This is a genomic window from Streptomyces sp. NPDC048196 (assembly GCF_040652715.1).
Taxonomy (GTDB): Bacteria; Actinomycetota; Actinomycetes; order Streptomycetales; family Streptomycetaceae; genus Streptomyces; species Streptomyces siderophoricus.
Genome location: NZ_JBEZMM010000005.1, coordinates 232,891 through 249,087, shown reverse-complemented (window position 1 = coordinate 249,087; position 16,197 = coordinate 232,891). Strand labels below are relative to the sequence as shown.

Genomic DNA, 16,197 nt, shown 5'->3' with positions numbered 1-16,197 from the left:
TTTCATCCTGCGGGTGTACGGGTGCTGAGGTCGTTACGTGTGCTGAAGTCGTTGCGGCTGCTGAGGTCGTTACGTGTGCTGAAGTCGTTGCGGCTGCTGAGGTCGTTACGTGTGCTGACGTCGTGGTGCGCCCGGGTCCGGCAGTCGCCGAAGCTCGTACGGAGCCGGGCGAGCAGCTCGTTGAGGAGACCGACGTCGTCGTCGCTCCAGTCGCCGAGATACCGGGCGAGCGCGGCGGTGTAGCGCGCGGAGAGCTCCTGGAGCATCTCCGTGCCGCTCGGGGTCAGCCGCAGCAGCCGCGACCGCTTGTCCGCCGGATCGGGCTCCCGCTCGATCCAGCCGCGCTCGCAGACGTGCGCCACGTGCCGGCTGGTGACGGACATGTCGATCGCCATCAGCTCGGCCAGCTGACTCATCCGCATCTCGCCGTGCCGGTCGAGAAGGGTGAGCACGGCGGCCGAGGCGGGCGGGCAGTCCTGGGGCAGGATCCGCCCCATCTCCCGCTTTACGGCCCCGATGGCGCTGAGTTGCCTGGCCAGCTCCTCGTACTGACTGTGAGCGGCCACCGGCTCCTCCACGCATCCTTCGCTCAGCTCGATCGCACTTCTTTTGTTGCTTGGGGCAACCATACGCACAGTTGGTTGCTGAAGGCAAACGAATGAGTGGCAAGTACAAGCAAAGGCTGCGCCAAGGCCAGGGCCGCGATCCGTCAGCGATCACTGGGCCGGCCGCAAAGCCGCAGGTCCGCCGGGGTGGCCGGAATGCGCCCCCCAAATCCCCACAACGCGACCACATCGCTCACGAGTGGCACACCTCACGCGGGCAGCCCTCCCCATCGACCCGCCCGCCCCCTCCTCCCGTGGTTGCCCCACACCCGCCCCAGGGGTGCCCCCGGCCACCCGGTTCGCTAGGGTCCTGCCTCATGGCGACCAACCCGCAGAACCAGGCCGACGGGAACTACGACCCGGCGGGCAGCACGCAGATGTTCCGTGCCTTCGTGGACGAGGGCGGCACCCCCCAGGCCGGCGCCCGCCGCGCCCCGGCCCCCCAGCAGTCGGCCGGCCCCCGCGTGGGCGTCATCGTCGGCGTCATCGTCGCCATCCTGGTCGTCGCGGGCGCGGCGTGGCTGGCGCTGTCGTAACAAGTCGCCCTTGACTTCCAGTTCTCGGTCTTACGAAGACGGGGCCCGGCGGTAACAACCGCCGGGCCCCGCTGCCTTACTCGTTCGTTGCCGCCGCTAACCCGCCTGCCCGCCCCGGCTCTCGACGATCCGCAGGGCGTCCCGCAGCGCTTCACACAGCCTGTGGACACAGAACCGGAGCTCGTCGGCAGACGGCTCTGCCGGGCCCCGCAGCAGTTCGGCCGCCCGCGCCAACACTTCCTCGCCGGTGCTCACCTGCACCTCTTCCATCTCGTCGGCGAGCTGCGACAGAAACCCGTCGTTGTCGTCGGCGGAGAGATAACACCGCTGCCCGTCCGGCCCGCTCCAGGGCAGCAGCCGCATCCCGCCGCGCCTCACGAAGCGACCGCCATGTCGATGCCACGCAGAAAGGCCCGCTCCCGCCGGGCCTCCTGCCGCTCGTGGAGGAGGAGGTAGGGCCTTACGAGAGGGGAGGAGTCGCCGTCGAGGGGGGAGTCGAGGGGGCAGGGGACGGAACGGTCCTTCGGGCCCAGTGCGGGTTGAGGGCGGGCAACGGCGGGGGTGTGGCAGGTGCGCTGTTCCCCTAACAGGGCAAAGAGGGTGCGCATAAGCTTCGGCATGTCGACCTGCTCTCTTGAGGCGTGAGGTTGGCCAGGCCCCGGGGGTGTTGGCGCACCCGCCGGGGTCGTCCCGAGTTTAGCGAAGTATTCTATGGTGCACTAGGTATTCGACAAATCGCCTGCTGTGCCATAGCGCGCCTAGCGTGGTCAGGTGATCGAATTTGCTCCTGACAGACCTCGGTGGCGACAGGTCGCTGACGTGATCCGCCAGCGCATCGCCGACGGTACGTACCCGCCGGGTACGCGTGTCCCGTCGGTGATCCAGCTGCAGGAAGAGTTCGGCATCGCGGTGGCGACGAGCCAGAAGGTGAACAGCGGGCTGCGTGCCGAGGGGCTGATCTACACCGAACCCGGCATGGGCTCATTCGTGGCCAAGAATGCCGCGGAGATCCTCAAGGACATCGGCCAAGCCCCGGACGCCTCGTAAGCCGTGGAGTTCGATCCGACGTTACCGAAGTGGACGCAGATCGCTGACGTGCTCCGGCAGCGGATCACAAGCGGCGAGTACCCGCCGGCACCACCTGCTCTCCGAGGTGCGCATGGAGCAGGAATTCAGCGTCGCGCGCGTGACCGTTCGTAAGGTCACGGCCGCCCTCCGGGAGGAAGGACTCATCGTCACCACGCCGGGAATGGGGTCCTTCGTGACGCCGCAACGGCCGGGTACCGGTCGGTGAACCAACCCCTAGGGAACGGTCGAACAGATCCCGTAGGGGTCACGCGGGCCCCCTGCTAGGGCCACAACGCTGCGGTCGGGCACGGTATTCCCAAAGTCAGGCAGATGAGTTGGCGGCAGTGCGGCACTCCCAGGGCCCGGCCCACGAGTTGGCCGTAGTGACGCCGCGTCGGCCGCCTGGCGGCGGGTGCCCGAGCCGCCAAACGAACGACTTGCGCTTTCCGTTGCGTCAACTTCTACGTTCGTTCTCGAGGCCGGAGAGACCGGCCCGGCGATGAAAGGTACGGCACGGCCATGGCCTGGTCGATCGCGGACGTGGCCCGGATGTCCGGGGTGACGTCCCGGACCCTGCGGCACTACGACGACATCGGCCTGCTCGTCCCCGCGTACACCGGGAGCAACGGCCACCGCTACTACGGAGAGGCCGAGTTGCTGCGCTTGCAGCAGATCCTGCTGATGCGCGAACTGGGCCTGGGACTACGCGATATCGCGACGGTCCTGGAGCGCCAGGTCGACCAGGTGGCCGCGCTGCGCGCGCACCTGCGCAGGCTGGCGGCCGAGCGCGACCGGCTCGATGCGCTGGTCCGCACGGTCAGCCGCACCATCGCCGAACTGGAGGATGACAAGGACACCGACACCATGGGAAAGATCAACAGCCCGGAGAACCTCTTCGTCGGCTTCGACACCGCGCGCCACGAGGAGACCGCCCACGAGCAGTGGCCCCACCAGGCGCAGCAGTCGGCGCAGTTCGCGACCACGCTCAGCGAGGCGGACAGGGAGCGGATGCAGCGTGCGGCGACCGCCGCGATGGTCCGCATGGCGGAGCTGATGCAGGCCGGCACGCCGGTGACCGACCCGGCGGTACAGGCCGATGTCGACGCCCACTATCAGGGCATCTGCCGGATGTGGACCCCGAACGCGGCCGCGTTCAAGGCCCTCGGGCAGAACTACGTCGACGACGCGACGTGGCACGCGGCCTACGACCGGGTCGCCGCCGGCCTGGCCGAGTACCAGCGGGACGCGATGACGGCCTACGCCGACGCCACGCTGAGCTGACCTCCCGCCAGCCCTACCGCCACCGACTGTCTGGGGGCTGCAGACCCCAGCAGTCGGGAAACCTTCCCGGAGCGTTGCACCGTGATTCCCTCTCACTGGATCCGCCACCACCGCCGAGAGGACAACGAACTCCTCGGCTATCTACGGCCTGTCGACGGCGACCCGGACCTGTTCGTTCCGGTCACCCTCTTCGGCCACCCGCTCGGCGACCCGAGCGAAGAAGCACCCGCCCGCCGTCGCCTGGACCGCACCGGACTCGACTACCTGGCCCAGGACTGGCTGCTGTCCCTGCCCGACCACCCGGAGCCCATCACCGTCCAGATCGTCGAGGTCACCCCACAGCAGATGCGGACCCAAAACATCGACTACGGCTACCCGCACGCGAACATCGGCCACATCTTCGTCCTCGACGTCCCCACCGCCGACCAACTCCGCCCGCGCTGACGCCATCCCACATGGCTGCACACGCCGCCGGCATGCCTACTGCCCCGCCCCCCGCCTACGGTGACGCGCGGTGCCGGGCCGCCGTGCCTGGCCGCGGTGCCGGGCCGGGCCCCTTGCGGCGTACCGGGCCCCTTAAGGCGTAGTCGAACAGATCCCGTAGGGGACGCAGGCGCCCCTTGCAGGCCACAACGTGGGGGAGGGGGGAGGTATTCCTGAGGGAACGACGACCGTGCCGGGTGAACGACGACCGCCGGTTGAACGAGGACCGTGGGTTGAACGACGACCGCCGGTTGGACGAGGACCGTGGGTTGAACGACGGCCGCGCCGGTTGAACGACGACCCCGCCGGTGACGACGGCCGCGCCGGTTGAACGACGACCCCGCCGGTGACGACGACCGCGTGCGTTGAACGACGAGTCCGCCGGTTGAACGACGGCCGCGCCGGCCGTGTGAGGGTACGGCCGGCGCGGTGGTGGGGGGTGGCGTCGGAGGTCAGCCGGCGTTGACCGGGTTGACGTAGGTGCCCGGGTGGGTGGCGCCGGACTGGTCCAGGATGGCGCCGCCGTAGGGCCACTTCAGCTGGAAGTGCTGCTTCTCGTTCGGCGGCGTGACCAGCACCGTGCTCGGCGCGATCTTCCTGTCCCCGGCGTTGACCGACGGCAGGAAGGTGATCGTGAACGACGCGGACCCGCCCGGCTTCAGTGTCACCGGCGTCGGCTTCTTCGAGGAGCGGGGCAGGTCGATCGAGTGGCCGTCGTTGGCCTTGAGCTCAACGCCGGGAAAGCCGCTGATCGTGCAGACGGCCCGACCGGCGTTTTTCAGCCACACGGTGACGTTCTGCTGGGCGTCGCTGTGCATGTCGGGGACGCCACCGCCCGACGAGTTCCAACCGGCCTGCAGGCTGCCGGTGGCGCAGCGGGCGGAGGCACCGTGCTTGGAGGAGGTCTGCGAGGCGGAGCCGCCGCCGCTGCCGCCCGTTCCGGAACCGTTCTTGCCGGACTGCGAGCCGCCACCCGACGTCGTACCGGAACCCTGGCCACCGGACGAACCCGAGCCCGACCCCGAACCCGAACCCGAGTCCGCCCCGGACGAACCGCTCGACCCGGCCGACGACACGGGGCTCGGGGAGCCCGCGGGATCGGGCTTGGGCGAGTTGCCCTGGCAGGCGGTCAGGGCCAGCGCGGCAACGGCGATCACGGTGGCGGCGGCTGCCTTGCGTCCGCGGCGGAGCATGGTGTGGTGCGACATCGGGAGGCCCCCCTGGCTGGCTGCGTCAGTACGGTCACGGCCCGTCCGTCGGCCCGCTGACACCAGACTCCCGGCCCCCGCTGATGATCAACTAACAGCTCGCTAACGCCCGGCCGCGCCCACTACCCCGCTCACGTCCACCACGCCACTACATCGCTTGCCTTGTCGGCATCGCTCAGGTCGCGTCCGCCGCGGCCTCCAGGGCCGCGATGTCGATCTTCTTCATGCCGAACATGGCCTTCATGGCGCGCGCCGCCCGTTCCTGGTCCGGGTCGTTCAGCAGCTCGGCCATACCGCCCGGCGCGACCTGCCAGGACAGGCCGTACTTGTCCTTCAGCCAGCCGCAGGGGCCCTCCTCGCCGCCCTCGGAGAGCTTGGCCCAGTAGTAGTCGATCTCCTTCTGATCGGCGCAGGTGACCATGAGCGAGATCGCTTCGGTGAAGGTGAACTCCGGGCCGCCGTTGATCGCGAGGTACGGCTGACCGTCGAGCTCGAACTCGACGGTCAGAACGGTGCCGGCCTCCCGCGGACCCGCCTCGTTGTAGTGCGTGACGTCGGTGATCTTCGAGTTCGGGAACACCGAGCAGTAGAACTCGGCGGCCTCCTTGCCCTGGGTGTCGAACCAGAGGTTGGGGGTGATGCGAGGCATGGCGATCTCCTGCGGGGTCTGCGGTCAGCGGACTGCGGTCGGCCGTTGCGGGTGTGCGTTACCTGTATCGACACCTGTACCGACACCTGTATCGACACCTGTATTGACCGTGGCACCGGCCGGTACTCGTCGCCATCCGGGCGGAAATTCCGCGGAGATCTCTACGAGCCGCCGGTGCCCCAGGCGAAGGTGATGTCCCGGGTGTCGAGGTGCATGCCCAGCGGCACCCGCCAGGCGTCCACGCAGACCCGCCAGCTGCCGGTCTTCCGCTTGCCGGGGGCGAGCGGCAGCGGGAGCTCGTGCGTGGACGTGAGGGTCGCCCAGTCGACGCCGAGCGAGCCGATGACGTGGCTGCCGAACGTGACCCTTCCGGCGGTGACGGGATGGTCACCGGTGTTGACGAAGTCGAGGCTGATCTTCTGGCACCAGCGGACGTCGGTGCCGGCGAGGACGGGGTGACCGACCAGCAGACCCTCGGGAGCACCCGGACCGGCGGGGATACCGGGCTTGGGCGGCGCAGGGGAGTCGTGGTGCGGGGGCCGGGTGGGGCCGCTGGGCTGCGGTGTGGGGTGCGGCGTCCCGCGTGAGCCGGGGGAGGGCACCTCGGGGGTCTCCTGGCTTCCAGGGGTACCTTCACCGCCACCGCCGCCGGAACGGTGGGCACCGGGCGCTGTAGTGGACGCGCCGCTCCCTGCGTGCGTACGGCCGGAAGGACTCGCGCCGCTGCCGTCTCCGTGGGCGCTGCCGCTGCCTCCGCCGGGCCCGCTCCCCCTCCCGTTCCCGTCGTACGGTGTCAGCTCGATGCCGTCGCGCGGCGGTACGGGGTGTTGCGGCGCCTGTCCGTCGCCCGGGCCGGCCGCGCCCACCGCGACCTCGCCCCGGTCGGCCGCGTCCCCGCAGCCGGTGAGCAGGACACCCAGACACAGCACGGCCGCTGAAGCGGAGGCGAGGGTCGTTGTCGTCCGTCGTCGCATCGGCACAGTGTCCCTGACGGGTCGTCAGGTGTATAGGGATGATTGCGATCCGGGGGAGGGTCATCCCCTACGGGTCGCGAGTGGGTCGTCGTCGAATGCCGGCAACTGTCGAATTCCGGCAACGGTCGTCTGTCCTCAACGGGCGCATCAGCCCAAGGCGTTGGGTTTCGACGCAAGGCGTTGGGTTACGACGCAAGGCGTTCGGTACCGGCACAGGCGCTGGGCATCCGCCCCCAGGCATGCCGAAAGCGGGCCCCGTGGCAGGTGCGGCACGGGTCCCGTCAGGGGGTGCTCAGTTCGGATCTCGTTCCGGATCCGGATTCTTCAACTGTCCGCCGAGCGGCTAGCGTCGTGGCCCCTCGGCGGACCGTTCCTCAGTCGGAGATCAGGCCCTCGCGCAGTTGCGCCAGGGTGCGGGTGAGCAGGCGGGAGACGTGCATCTGGGAGATGCCGACCTCTTCGCCGATCTGCGACTGGGTCATGTTGGCGAAGAAGCGCAACATGATGATCTGGCGTTCCCGAGCGGGGAGTTTGGCCAGCAGGGGCTTGAGGGACTCCCGGTACTCGACGCCCTCCAGGGCGCTGTCCTCGTAGCCGAGGCGGTCCGCGAGGGAGCCCTCGCCGCCGTCGTCCTCGGGGGAGGGGGAGTCCAGGGAGGAGGCGGTGTAGGCGTTGCCGACCGCCAGGCCGTCGACCACGTCCTCCTCGGACACGCCCAGGCACAGGGCGAGTTCGGGGACGGTCGGGGAACGGTCCAGCTTCTGGGAGAGCTCGTCGCTGGCCTTGGTGAGCGCGAGCCGGAGCTCTTGGAGCCGGCGGGGGACCCGTACCGACCACGACGTGTCGCGGAAGAAGCGCTTGATCTCGCCGACCACGGTCGGCATCGCGAAGGTCGGGAATTCCACCCCGCGTTCGCAATCGAAACGGTCGATCGCCTTGATCAGACCGATCGTGCCGACCTGGACGATGTCCTCCATCGGCTCGTTGCGGCTGCGGAAGCGGGCCGCGGCGTAGCGCACCAGCGGCAGGTTGAGCTCGATGAGTGTGTCGCGCACGTACGTGCGCTCCGCGCAGTCCTTGTCGAGCGAGGCCAGCCGCAGGAACAGGGAGCGGGAGAGCGTGCGGGTGTTGATGGCGTCGTCGTCATGCACGTGCGGTGCGGGCGCGGGAATCGCGGCAAGCACCTTTGAGCTGCCCAGTTCTACGGACATGCCACCCCCTTGAGGTCGCGGACGGATCGCTGCGGCGTCCCCGGACCGAGGCGGACCGGGAAGTGATGCCTCCACCTGAATACCGGAGGCAGCGCTACGGCAAACGCGGTTCCTGCAGAATGTCACATGTCGGCAACGCGCTGTAGCGCCTTGTCGACATATCTGTGCAGGAACGGGTCGCCCGTCCCGGTTATGCGTCGATCCTGTTTGCGGATCGCAGGCGGGCGAAGCTCCGCGACAGTAGCCGGGAGACATGCATCTGCGACACCCCCAGTTCGGCAGAGATCTGGGACTGCGTCAGATTGCTGTAGTAACGCAGCAGAAGGATCCGCTGTTCGCGTTCGGGGAGCTGGACGAGCAGGTGCCGTACGAGGTCGCGGTGCTCGACGCCGGCGAGCTCGGGGTCCTCGTATCCGAGGCGGTCCAGCAGGCCGGGCAGGCCGTCGCCCTCCTGGGCGGCCTCCAGTGAGGTGGCGTGGTACGAGCGGCCCGCCTCCAGGCAGGCCAGGACCTCGTCCTCGCCGATCTTCAGCCGTTCGGCGATCTCGGCGGTGGTGGGGGAGCGGCCGTGCAGCACCGTCAGATCCTCGGTGGCGCCGTTGACCTGCACCCACAGCTCGTGGAGGCGGCGCGGCACATGGACCGTACGGACATTGTCTCGAAAGTAGCGTTTGATCTCGCCGACGACGGTCGGCATGGCGAAGGTGGGGAACTGGACGCCGCGGTCCGGGTCGAACCGGTCGATCGCGTTGATCAGGCCGATCGTGCCGACCTGGATGACGTCCTCCATGGGCTCGTTGCGGCTGCGGAAGCGGGCCGCGGCGTAGCGCACGAGCGGCAGGTTGGCCTCGATCAGGGCGGCACGGACGCGGGTGTGCTCGGGGGTGCCGGGTTCGAGGTCGGACAGCTCGGCGAACAGCACCTGTGTGAGCGCCCGGGTGTCCGCGCTCCGGCTCTCGCGGGACGGAGCCTTGGGCGCAGTACGGGCCGTCACGGTCACGCCACCCTTCCAGTGCTCGGCAGTGCAGGGACTCGCAGCAGTGCATGTATCCGGCAAAAGCGGTCATAGCATCACAAGACATGTGCACTGTGTGCAAGCACCCCATAACGCCGTGTTGAAGAGAGAGTTGGGTGGTGAGAGGGGTGAGGGGACGGGTGAGTCGAGGGGTGAGGAGAGGCGCGGGGGAAGGGGTGAGGGGAGGCGGCGCGAAGGGGGTGCGGACGGGTGGGGTGGGAGTGGGGTGGGAGGGGGCGGGGCATGCGGGAGCCCCCCGCCCGGGGGAGGGCGAAGGGCTCCGGTGAACGGCTGCGGAAGAGGTGCCGATCGCTGGCGGAAGGCGTGCCGATCGCGGGCGGATTGCGGGCCGAGCGCGTGCGGAAGATCGGGCCGGTCGCGTGTGGATCGTGGGTCGATCACGTGCGGGTCGCGGGCCGAGCGCGTGCGGATCGTGCGTCGGCGGCTCCGGGGTGAACGGGTGAACGGCTACCGGGCGCCGCGGCTCAGAATTCGTAGTCCGCGATCACCCAGGTGGCGAATTCGCGCCACTGGGCGGCGGCCGCCTGATGGGCCGGGTGCTCGATGTACCGCTTGAGGGCGTCCTTGTCGGCCACCGCCGAGTTGATCGCGAAATCGTAGGCGATCGGGCGGTCGGTGATGTTCCAGGCGCACTCCCAGAACGTCAGCTCCGGGACCTCGTCCTTGAGCGCCGCGAAGGCCCGGGCGCCGGCCTGGACGCGTTCCTCGTCCCGCGAGACGCCGTCGTTGAGCTTGAACAGGACCAGGTGGCGGATCACAGGGGCCTCCGTGCGGCGGGTGATCAACCGGACCGGCCCGGGAACGGGCGGCCCTACTTGATCAGCTGGGTCATGAACTCGCCGACGCCCTGAGCAGCGGACGAGATGCCCTCGAAGCCTACTTGGACCAGCTGGGCGGCACGCTGCGGGGAGGTGATGATCGTGTACAGCACGAAGACGATGAGGAGGTACAACACGATCTTCTTCGCCTGCGCCATCGTCCCGTCTCCCCTGTGGCAGTCCCCTGCGGCCGTCCCTGCAGCTCCCGCGGTGGTGCGGGCGGCTGGATGCAGTCGGGCGAGTGTAACCACACGTGTTCGATCCGGGGAGCCGGGAGTACGCACGGTTCTCCTCCGGCGAGGTCGGCCCGGGCCCTGAACCGGTCACCCCTCCGGTCCCCGGACCGGTCCCTGATCCGGTCCCTGACTGGCCCCTGATGCGGACTTTATGGACCAAAGGCCCGGTGAAGCAGGCCCTTTGCCGAGCCGTCGGAGCGGGCCCGGCAGGCAGCATGAAACCGGTGGCCCGATGGATCTGGCAGGAATCCGTGGGCCCCGGACCAGGGCCTCGCTGCGGGGCCCATGCCGCGACTTCCCCGCGAAGGCGGCGTGGGCTTGGGGGTTCGGTCCGCACCGGGGGGAGCGGCTTCCCTTGAGGCCGCTTCCCCCGGACCGGCCTCGTTTGGTCCGCTCGATCGGCCGGCGTGGCCCCGTCGACCGGCCCGCGGCCTCCCCCTTCCCTCCCCCTCCCCCTCCTCGTTTTCGTCGCCCCCTCGCCCCCTCGCCCCCTCGCCCCCTCGCCCCCTCGCCCCCTCACGCTGGCGGTCCCGTCGCCCCCTCGCGCCCGTCGCCGCCACGCAACCGCCACCCGCCGTACCCGCGTCTCTCACCTCGTACGACGCGGCGTACATGCATCATGTACGCGACAGATTGACGCGCGGCGGCGCGCCGCGGCGCGGTGCGGGCGGCCGTGTGGGACGACGAAAGGACCACGGGCTCCGACGATGAAGATCGACTGGGACCGGCGTACCTGCGCGCGCCGCGGGCACATCACCTACCTCCCCACCGAGGAGCACCTCCGGCAGAACCTGCGGGCCGACACCGCGCTCGGCGTGGCCTGGCGCTGCCTGCGCTGTGGCGACTTCGCGCTCGGCGAGCCGCACGGCGCGGGCCCGGCCGCCGACGCCCCGCTCGTCCCGCGCGGCAAGGTCCTGCGCGACCTGTTCATCCTGCGCTTCCTGGCCGTCGAACGGGCGGTGCGCGGCGTCTTCATCGTGCTGGCCGCGGTCGGCGTCTGGCAGTTCAGCAACCGCAAGGACGCGGTCCGCCGGTTCTTCGACGAGTACATCGCCGTGCTCCGCCCGGTGGCCCGGCACTTCCACTACGACCTGGACCACTCCCCGGTCGTCGGCACCATCCAGAAGACCTTCGGCTACCGCCACTCCACCCTGGTGCTGGTGGCCGTGGCACTGCTGGTCTACGCCGTCATCGAGATCGTCGAGGGCGTGGGCCTCTGGTACGCCAAGCGGTGGGCGGAGTACCTGACGGTCGTCGCGACCGCCGCCTTCCTGCCGCTGGAGATCTACGAGCTCACCGAGAAGGTCAGCTGGCTCAAGATCGCCACGCTCGTCGTCAACATCCTCGCGGTGCTCTACATCGCGCTCGCCAAGCGGCTGTTCGGGCTACGCGGCGGCCGGGCGGCCTTCGACGCGGAGCGGCACAGCGCCTCCCTCCTGGAGGTCGAGACCTCGGCCGGTCTGACCACGACGCCCCACAACGCCTGAACGCCCGCACTCCGCGACGTCCGAACGCCCGAACGCCGCAACGTCCGAACCCCGGGGGGACCCCACCATGCCGACACCCACACCCACACCCACACCCACACCTACACCCACCTCTACGTCTGCGAACGTATCCCCGCCCGCATCCACGCCCGTGAACTCCGTACGTTCCGGCTCCGGTTCGCCGCGCCCGTCCGCGGCGCGCCGGCGCACGGCGGTGGTGCTGGCGCTGCTGGCCGGCCTGCTGGCCGCCGCCGTCGCACCGGCCACGGCGGCCGTCCGCACCGCCCCGGAGACGGCCCGCGCCGCCACCGTCCGCACCGAGCCCGCCGGCAACGACTACGTGCGCACCGAGTCGGTCCGTACCGAGTCGGTCCGTACCGGGTCCGTGCGTACGGTCGCCGCTGCCCCCGCGCAGCCCCTCGCCTACGGCCGCCACGGGGCGTTCCACTCGTCGCACGGCTCGCACCACTCCACGCCGCACCTCAAGACCGTCTACAAGGGCAAGAAGTCCTCGTGGAAGTCGAAGGGCAAGACGTCGAAGGGCAAGACGAAGAAGAAGCGCGGCTTCTTCAAGAAGCTGGGCATCTTCCTGATCGTCGTGTTCGTCGTCCTTCTGGTCCTCATCGTGCTGGTGATCTGGCTGATCGTGCACTTCGTGCGCCGTGCACTGCGGGGCCGGCGCAACGCCTAGCCGCCACCCCGGACATGACGAAGGCCCCGATCCGGAAGGGATCGGGGCCTTTGCCCTTGAGCGGTAGCGGTGGGATTTGAACCCACGGAGGAGTTGCCCCCTCACGCGCTTTCGAGGCGCGCTCCTTCGGCCGCTCGGACACGCTACCGAGAGAGAGCTTAGCCCACGGGGGGCCGTGCACCGAAATCGGATTCCCGGGGGCGGGACGAACGGGTCGGGGCCGGGGCGGGTACGCGGTCCCGCCGCTGGTCAGCGGTCGCGGAAGAACGTGGTGAGCAGGGCCGCGCACTCCGCCTCAAGGACGCCGGTGATGACCTCGGGGCGGTGGTTGAGACGTCGGTCACGTACCACGTCCCAGAGCGAGCCGGCCGCGCCCGCCTTGGCGTCGCGGGCGCCGTAGACGACCCGGTCGACCCGGGAGAGCACGAGCGCGCCGGCGCACATCGTGCACGGTTCGAGGGTGACGACGAGCGTGCAGCCGGTGAGCCGCCACTCCCCGACGGCCCGTGCCGCCGCCCGCAGTGCGAGGACCTCGGCGTGTGCGGTCGGGTCGCCGGTGGCCTCGCGTTCGTTGTGGCCGGTGCCGAGGACCGTGCCGTCCGCGGACAGCACGACGGCGCCCACCGGGACGTCGCCGGTCCCGGGGGCCCGGGCGGCCTCGCCCAGCGCCTGCCGCATCGGCGCGATCCAGGGATCGCGCAAGGGATCACCCAACGGATCGGGCAGCGGATCGGGCGCCGGGGGAGGCGGAACGTCGGGCAGCGGGCCGGACCGGGGGGCGCTCATGCCCCCAGTGTCCGTGACCGGGACGGCTGCCGGTGACGGGCCGGTGCGGTCCCGGGCTACCGGACCGCCTCCAGCACGTCCGTGCAGCCCAGGGCGTCGGCGATCTCCGAGAGGGCGTCGCGTTCCAGGGCCAGCAGGTCCTTCTCGCCGACGCCGAGGTCGTCCAGGAGCGCGGGGTCGCCGAGCGGGCCGGTCGGGACCGGGGTACCGGTCTGGTCGTCCGCCTCGGCCTCCGCGTCCTGCGCGCCGGGTTCGCCGTCCTCCGTCCCGTCCAGGTCGAGGCTGTCGAGGTCGTCCTCGACGGTCTCGTCCCGGCCGAGCAGTTCGTCGGTCAGCAAGGACCCGTACGAGCTGCGGGCCGCGGCGGCGGCGTTCGAGACGAAGATACGGGGGTCGTCGTCGCCGTCCACCCGGACGACCCCGAACCAGGCGTCCTCCTGCTCCAGCAAGGCCACCACCGTGTCGTCGTCGACCGCTGCCTCTCGGGCCAGATCGGCCAGATCGGTCAGCGTCTCCACATTGTCGAGCTCCGTATCGCTCGCTTCCCACCCGTCTTCGGTGCGCGCGAGCAGTGCGGCGAAGTACACCGTGACTCTCCCACTGGTCATAGGCGTGCCGGGCCGGGGCGGGGCGGCGTGCACGCCGGTGGTCCCGCCCCTTCGGAATCGTGGCAGAAACAACGCGTTCGCGCGGGGTCTTCGGCGCTGCGTCGTGCGGAGGTTGTGAGAGATGTCGCTCACGTGCCGCAGCATTACCGGGCCCCGGGGCCTGTTCCGCTCTCAGCGGAATGCCCTCGACTACCAGCGGAAAGAGCGCATCCGCATGGCCTGGCGCATCCGCTCGGCCCGCACCCGGCGCGGCTGGACGCGGTTGCGGAGCTCCTTCGCCTCGTGCAGTTCGCGCAGGAACTGCGCCCGGCGCCGTCGGCGCGCCGCCTCGCCCTCGGTCTCGGGGGCGGTGCCGGCGCCGTCCAGCGGGACGTCCAACGCGCCGTGCAACGGGCCTTTCAACGGACCGTCGTCCGGCGCGGCTTGCCGGCGGGTCTTCGGGGCGGCTTGCCGGCCGTTCATCGGGGTGCCGGGCCCGGTGTCGTCGGCGTCGTAGGTGTCGTCGGTGTCGTCGGTCCACTGGGGGTCGGGCACGCTGCACACCACCTCGGCGAGGACTGCGAGGATTGCGAGGACTGCGCCCGAGGGCGGGACGGAAGATCGGGCGTACGGAAGATCGGGCGTACGTGCCCACTTTCCCGCTAACCGGGGGAGTGATGCCAGCCGGGCCGCGCCATCGTGGCCGGCGGCCGGGCGGTGCACGGCGGGCGCCGGGGTCCTCCGGCTCGGTTACTGTCGATGTCATGCGGATCCACGTCGTCGACCACCCGCTGGTGGCGCACAAACTCACCACTCTGCGCGACAAGCGCACCGACTCCCCCACCTTCCGGCGGCTCGCCGACGAGCTGGTCACCCTGCTCGCCTACGAGGCCACCCGGGACGTGCGCACCGAACAGGTCGACATCGAGACGCCGGTGACGGCGACCACCGGCGTGCGGCTCTCGCACCCGCGGCCCATGGTCGTGCCGATCCTGCGGGCCGGGCTGGGCATGCTGGACGGCATGGTGCGGCTGCTGCCCACCGCCGAGGTCGGCTTCATGGGCATGGTCCGCAACGAGGAGACCTACGAGGCGCACACCTACGCCACGCGGATGCCCGACGACCTCTCGGGCCGGCAGGTGTACGTCGTCGACCCGATGCTGGCCACCGGCGGCACGCTGGTCGCGGCGATCCAGGAGCTGATCAAGCGCGGCGCGGACGACGTCACCGCGATCTGCCTGCTGGCCGCACCGGAGGGCGTCGCGGTCATGGAGAAGGCGCTGGCCGGTACGCCGGTGACGGTGGTCACCGCGGCGGTCGACGAGCGGCTGAACGAGGACCGCTACATCGTGCCGGGTCTCGGCGACGCGGGCGACCGGATGTACGGCACCGCCGGCTGAGCCACTCCTCATTTCCGAGCCTCATTTCGAGCCTCGTTCCGAGCGGCTCTTTGCGAGCAGTGAAAGCTTTCGCGAAGACCTTTCCGAGCAGTGATCGGGCCCCGCACCACCAGGTGGTGCGGGGCCCGATCGCATGGCCGACAGGTCTCGCTGCTTGCCGGCTTGGGCGGCTCTGCGGCTTGCGGCTTCGGCTTCCGTGCGGTCAGCAGGTGGCGTCGCGGGCCGGTTCCTTGGCCGGATGGTTCAGTACGGCCAGGGACTTGGCGGCGGCCTGCGGGGTGGCGAGGTCCTTGAAGGCGTCGCCGATGATCAGGTCGAGTTCGGCGCCCTTGCGGCCGTCGGTCTTCTGCTCGGCACCGGCGAGCTGGGTGGCGAGCACCTTCAGCGGGCCGTCGACCGCCGCCGTGGGGCCGAGCAGTATCCCGGCGCCCTTGATCTTCTTGTCGTAGGCGGCCGGGGCGTTGCCCACCTTGCCGATCTTGAAGCCGCGCTTCTTGAGCTCGTCGGCGGTGCGCTTGGCGAGCCCGGAGCGCTGGGTGGCGTTGAAGACGTTGACGGTGAGGGTGCCGGGCGCGGGCGGTTTCTGCGCGGCCGGGGTGGCCGGCACCGCGGTCTTCCGGCCGCCGTCCGGGCAGTGCTTCTTGTCCTGGGCGGCCTGCGCGGTACCGGTCCGGCCACCGAAGACGTCGATGAGCTGCAGGGTGCCCCAGCCCACCAGACCGAGCGCGCAGGCCGTGGCAAGGAGGGTGAGGACGATCCGGCGACGGTGGCGGGGGCGGCGCATCCGCGGATACCTGTCGCCCGTGATGCGGTACTTCTTACCGCCCATGCCCGGGGGCGTCAGCATGCTCATGGGCGCAGCGTAGTGCGGGTGACAGGCCGTGCCTACTAGATGATCAACGCGTGGCGCGAGACCCAACCCAAAAGGGTCAATTCGGGCAGGGTGGGTTGGGTGGGGACGTGCCGGGTCGGGCGGTAAGGGTGGGTTTTTGCCCGGTGACGGGGGCGGGCTCGGCGAACGGCTTACAGGGCGGCCGGGTCTGGTGGCAGGGGCGTGCGGGCCCGCCCGGACTCAGCGGTGTGCGGAGCTGGGCACAGGGAGGCGTGGGCCTGGGTGCAGCCGGCGGGCCCGGCCGCGATG

Annotated in this window: 21 protein-coding genes, 1 tRNA gene and 1 pseudogene; 8 read left to right on the top strand and 15 right to left on the bottom strand. The window is 70.3% G+C overall.

The genetic code is table 11. The features are described from left to right. Positions 1-2 precede the first annotated feature (2 nt). Positions 3-566: a MarR family transcriptional regulator gene (locus AB0E02_RS09280; protein ID WP_362137357.1), complete on the bottom strand. Its 564-nt coding sequence runs from the start codon at positions 564-566 to the stop codon at positions 3-5. A 356-nt stretch (positions 567-922) separates the two neighbouring features. Here AB0E02_RS09280 and AB0E02_RS09275 point away from each other — a divergent pair, with 356 nt between their 5' ends. Beyond that, the gene (locus AB0E02_RS09275; protein WP_030415870.1) at positions 923-1,141 is read left to right on the top strand and encodes a hypothetical protein; all 219 of its coding nucleotides are present in this window, start codon (positions 923-925) and stop codon (positions 1,139-1,141) included. A 96-nt stretch (positions 1,142-1,237) separates the two neighbouring features. On the opposite strand, the gene AB0E02_RS09270 is transcribed toward AB0E02_RS09275, so the two are convergent. Further along, entirely contained in the window at positions 1,238-1,504 is a 267-nt protein-coding gene (locus tag AB0E02_RS09270; RefSeq protein ID WP_362137356.1) for a hypothetical protein, read from the bottom strand. An 11-nt stretch (positions 1,505-1,515) separates the two neighbouring features. Then, positions 1,516-1,761, bottom strand: a complete 246-nt coding sequence (locus AB0E02_RS09265) for a hypothetical protein (RefSeq protein WP_362137355.1) — start codon at positions 1,759-1,761, stop codon at positions 1,516-1,518. A gap of 151 nt (positions 1,762-1,912) precedes the next feature. On the opposite strand from AB0E02_RS09265, the gene AB0E02_RS09260 reads away from it, so the two are divergent. From AB0E02_RS09260 to AB0E02_RS09245, 4 genes and pseudogenes are all read left to right on the top strand, one after another. Beyond that, positions 1,913-2,188: a winged helix-turn-helix domain-containing protein gene (locus tag AB0E02_RS09260; RefSeq protein WP_362137354.1), complete on the top strand. Its 276-nt coding sequence runs from the start codon at positions 1,913-1,915 to the stop codon at positions 2,186-2,188. Positions 2,189-2,191: 3 nt separating this feature from the next. Next, a pseudogene (locus tag AB0E02_RS09255) lies at positions 2,192-2,435 on the top strand (GntR family transcriptional regulator). A 293-nt stretch (positions 2,436-2,728) separates the two neighbouring features. Continuing rightward, positions 2,729-3,490, top strand: a complete 762-nt coding sequence (locus tag AB0E02_RS09250; RefSeq protein WP_362137353.1) for a MerR family transcriptional regulator — start codon at positions 2,729-2,731, stop codon at positions 3,488-3,490. A gap of 81 nt (positions 3,491-3,571) precedes the next feature. Continuing rightward, the gene (locus tag AB0E02_RS09245) at positions 3,572-3,934 is read left to right on the top strand and encodes a hypothetical protein (RefSeq protein ID WP_362137352.1); all 363 of its coding nucleotides are present in this window, start codon (positions 3,572-3,574) and stop codon (positions 3,932-3,934) included. A gap of 491 nt (positions 3,935-4,425) precedes the next feature. On the opposite strand, the gene AB0E02_RS09240 is transcribed toward AB0E02_RS09245, so the two are convergent. From AB0E02_RS09240 to AB0E02_RS09210, 7 genes are all read right to left on the bottom strand, one after another. Next, positions 4,426-5,181 (bottom strand): DUF4232 domain-containing protein, encoded by a 756-nt coding sequence (locus AB0E02_RS09240; protein WP_362137351.1) that lies wholly within the window; start codon positions 5,179-5,181, stop codon positions 4,426-4,428. A 175-nt stretch (positions 5,182-5,356) separates the two neighbouring features. Next, a complete protein-coding gene (locus tag AB0E02_RS09235) occupies positions 5,357-5,830 on the bottom strand; it encodes a VOC family protein (RefSeq protein ID WP_362137350.1) in 474 nt (157 codons plus the stop codon). A 161-nt stretch (positions 5,831-5,991) separates the two neighbouring features. Then, a complete protein-coding gene (locus AB0E02_RS09230) occupies positions 5,992-6,804 on the bottom strand; it encodes a hypothetical protein (RefSeq protein WP_362137349.1) in 813 nt (270 codons plus the stop codon). 374 nt (positions 6,805-7,178) lie between these two features. Next, complete coding sequence (locus tag AB0E02_RS09225; protein ID WP_030415863.1) at positions 7,179-8,015, bottom strand: RNA polymerase sigma factor SigF; 837 nt, start codon at positions 8,013-8,015, stop codon at positions 7,179-7,181. A 190-nt stretch (positions 8,016-8,205) separates the two neighbouring features. Further along, positions 8,206-9,015 carry an RNA polymerase sigma factor SigF gene (locus tag AB0E02_RS09220; protein WP_030415862.1) on the bottom strand — a complete coding sequence of 270 codons (810 nt, stop codon included), beginning with the start codon at positions 9,013-9,015 and terminating at the stop codon, positions 8,206-8,208. Between the two features lie 500 nt (positions 9,016-9,515). After that, a complete protein-coding gene (locus AB0E02_RS09215; RefSeq protein ID WP_030417058.1) occupies positions 9,516-9,809 on the bottom strand; it encodes a Dabb family protein in 294 nt (97 codons plus the stop codon). Between the two features lie 53 nt (positions 9,810-9,862). Then, positions 9,863-10,027: a hypothetical protein gene (locus AB0E02_RS09210; protein WP_199812579.1), complete on the bottom strand. Its 165-nt coding sequence runs from the start codon at positions 10,025-10,027 to the stop codon at positions 9,863-9,865. Between the two features lie 785 nt (positions 10,028-10,812). Between AB0E02_RS09210 and AB0E02_RS09205 the strand changes: the two genes are divergently transcribed. Further along, the gene (locus AB0E02_RS09205; protein WP_362137348.1) at positions 10,813-11,592 is read left to right on the top strand and encodes a DUF2127 domain-containing protein; all 780 of its coding nucleotides are present in this window, start codon (positions 10,813-10,815) and stop codon (positions 11,590-11,592) included. A 151-nt stretch (positions 11,593-11,743) separates the two neighbouring features. After that, positions 11,744-12,283 carry a hypothetical protein gene (locus tag AB0E02_RS09200; protein ID WP_362137347.1) on the top strand — a complete coding sequence of 180 codons (540 nt, stop codon included), beginning with the start codon at positions 11,744-11,746 and terminating at the stop codon, positions 12,281-12,283. Positions 12,284-12,344: 61 nt separating this feature from the next. Here AB0E02_RS09200 and AB0E02_RS09195 read toward each other — a convergent pair. From AB0E02_RS09195 to AB0E02_RS09180, 4 genes are all read right to left on the bottom strand, one after another. After that, positions 12,345-12,431, bottom strand: a tRNA-Ser gene (locus AB0E02_RS09195). A gap of 101 nt (positions 12,432-12,532) precedes the next feature. Further along, entirely contained in the window at positions 12,533-13,069 is a 537-nt protein-coding gene (gene tadA, locus AB0E02_RS09190) for a tRNA adenosine(34) deaminase TadA (RefSeq protein ID WP_362137346.1), read from the bottom strand. Between the two features lie 56 nt (positions 13,070-13,125). Further along, complete coding sequence (locus AB0E02_RS09185; RefSeq protein ID WP_362137398.1) at positions 13,126-13,656, bottom strand: hypothetical protein; 531 nt, start codon at positions 13,654-13,656, stop codon at positions 13,126-13,128. Positions 13,657-13,866: 210 nt separating this feature from the next. After that, a complete protein-coding gene (locus tag AB0E02_RS09180; RefSeq protein WP_362137397.1) occupies positions 13,867-14,139 on the bottom strand; it encodes a hypothetical protein in 273 nt (90 codons plus the stop codon). Between the two features lie 281 nt (positions 14,140-14,420). On the opposite strand from AB0E02_RS09180, the gene upp reads away from it, so the two are divergent. Beyond that, positions 14,421-15,056, top strand: coding sequence for a uracil phosphoribosyltransferase (upp, locus tag AB0E02_RS09175; protein ID WP_030417064.1), 636 nt, complete (start codon positions 14,421-14,423; stop codon positions 15,054-15,056). 202 nt (positions 15,057-15,258) lie between these two features. Here upp and AB0E02_RS09170 read toward each other — a convergent pair whose 3' ends face one another. Then, positions 15,259-15,885 (bottom strand): LytR C-terminal domain-containing protein, encoded by a 627-nt coding sequence (locus AB0E02_RS09170; protein WP_362137396.1) that lies wholly within the window; start codon positions 15,883-15,885, stop codon positions 15,259-15,261. Positions 15,886-16,197: the final 312 nt, after the last annotated feature.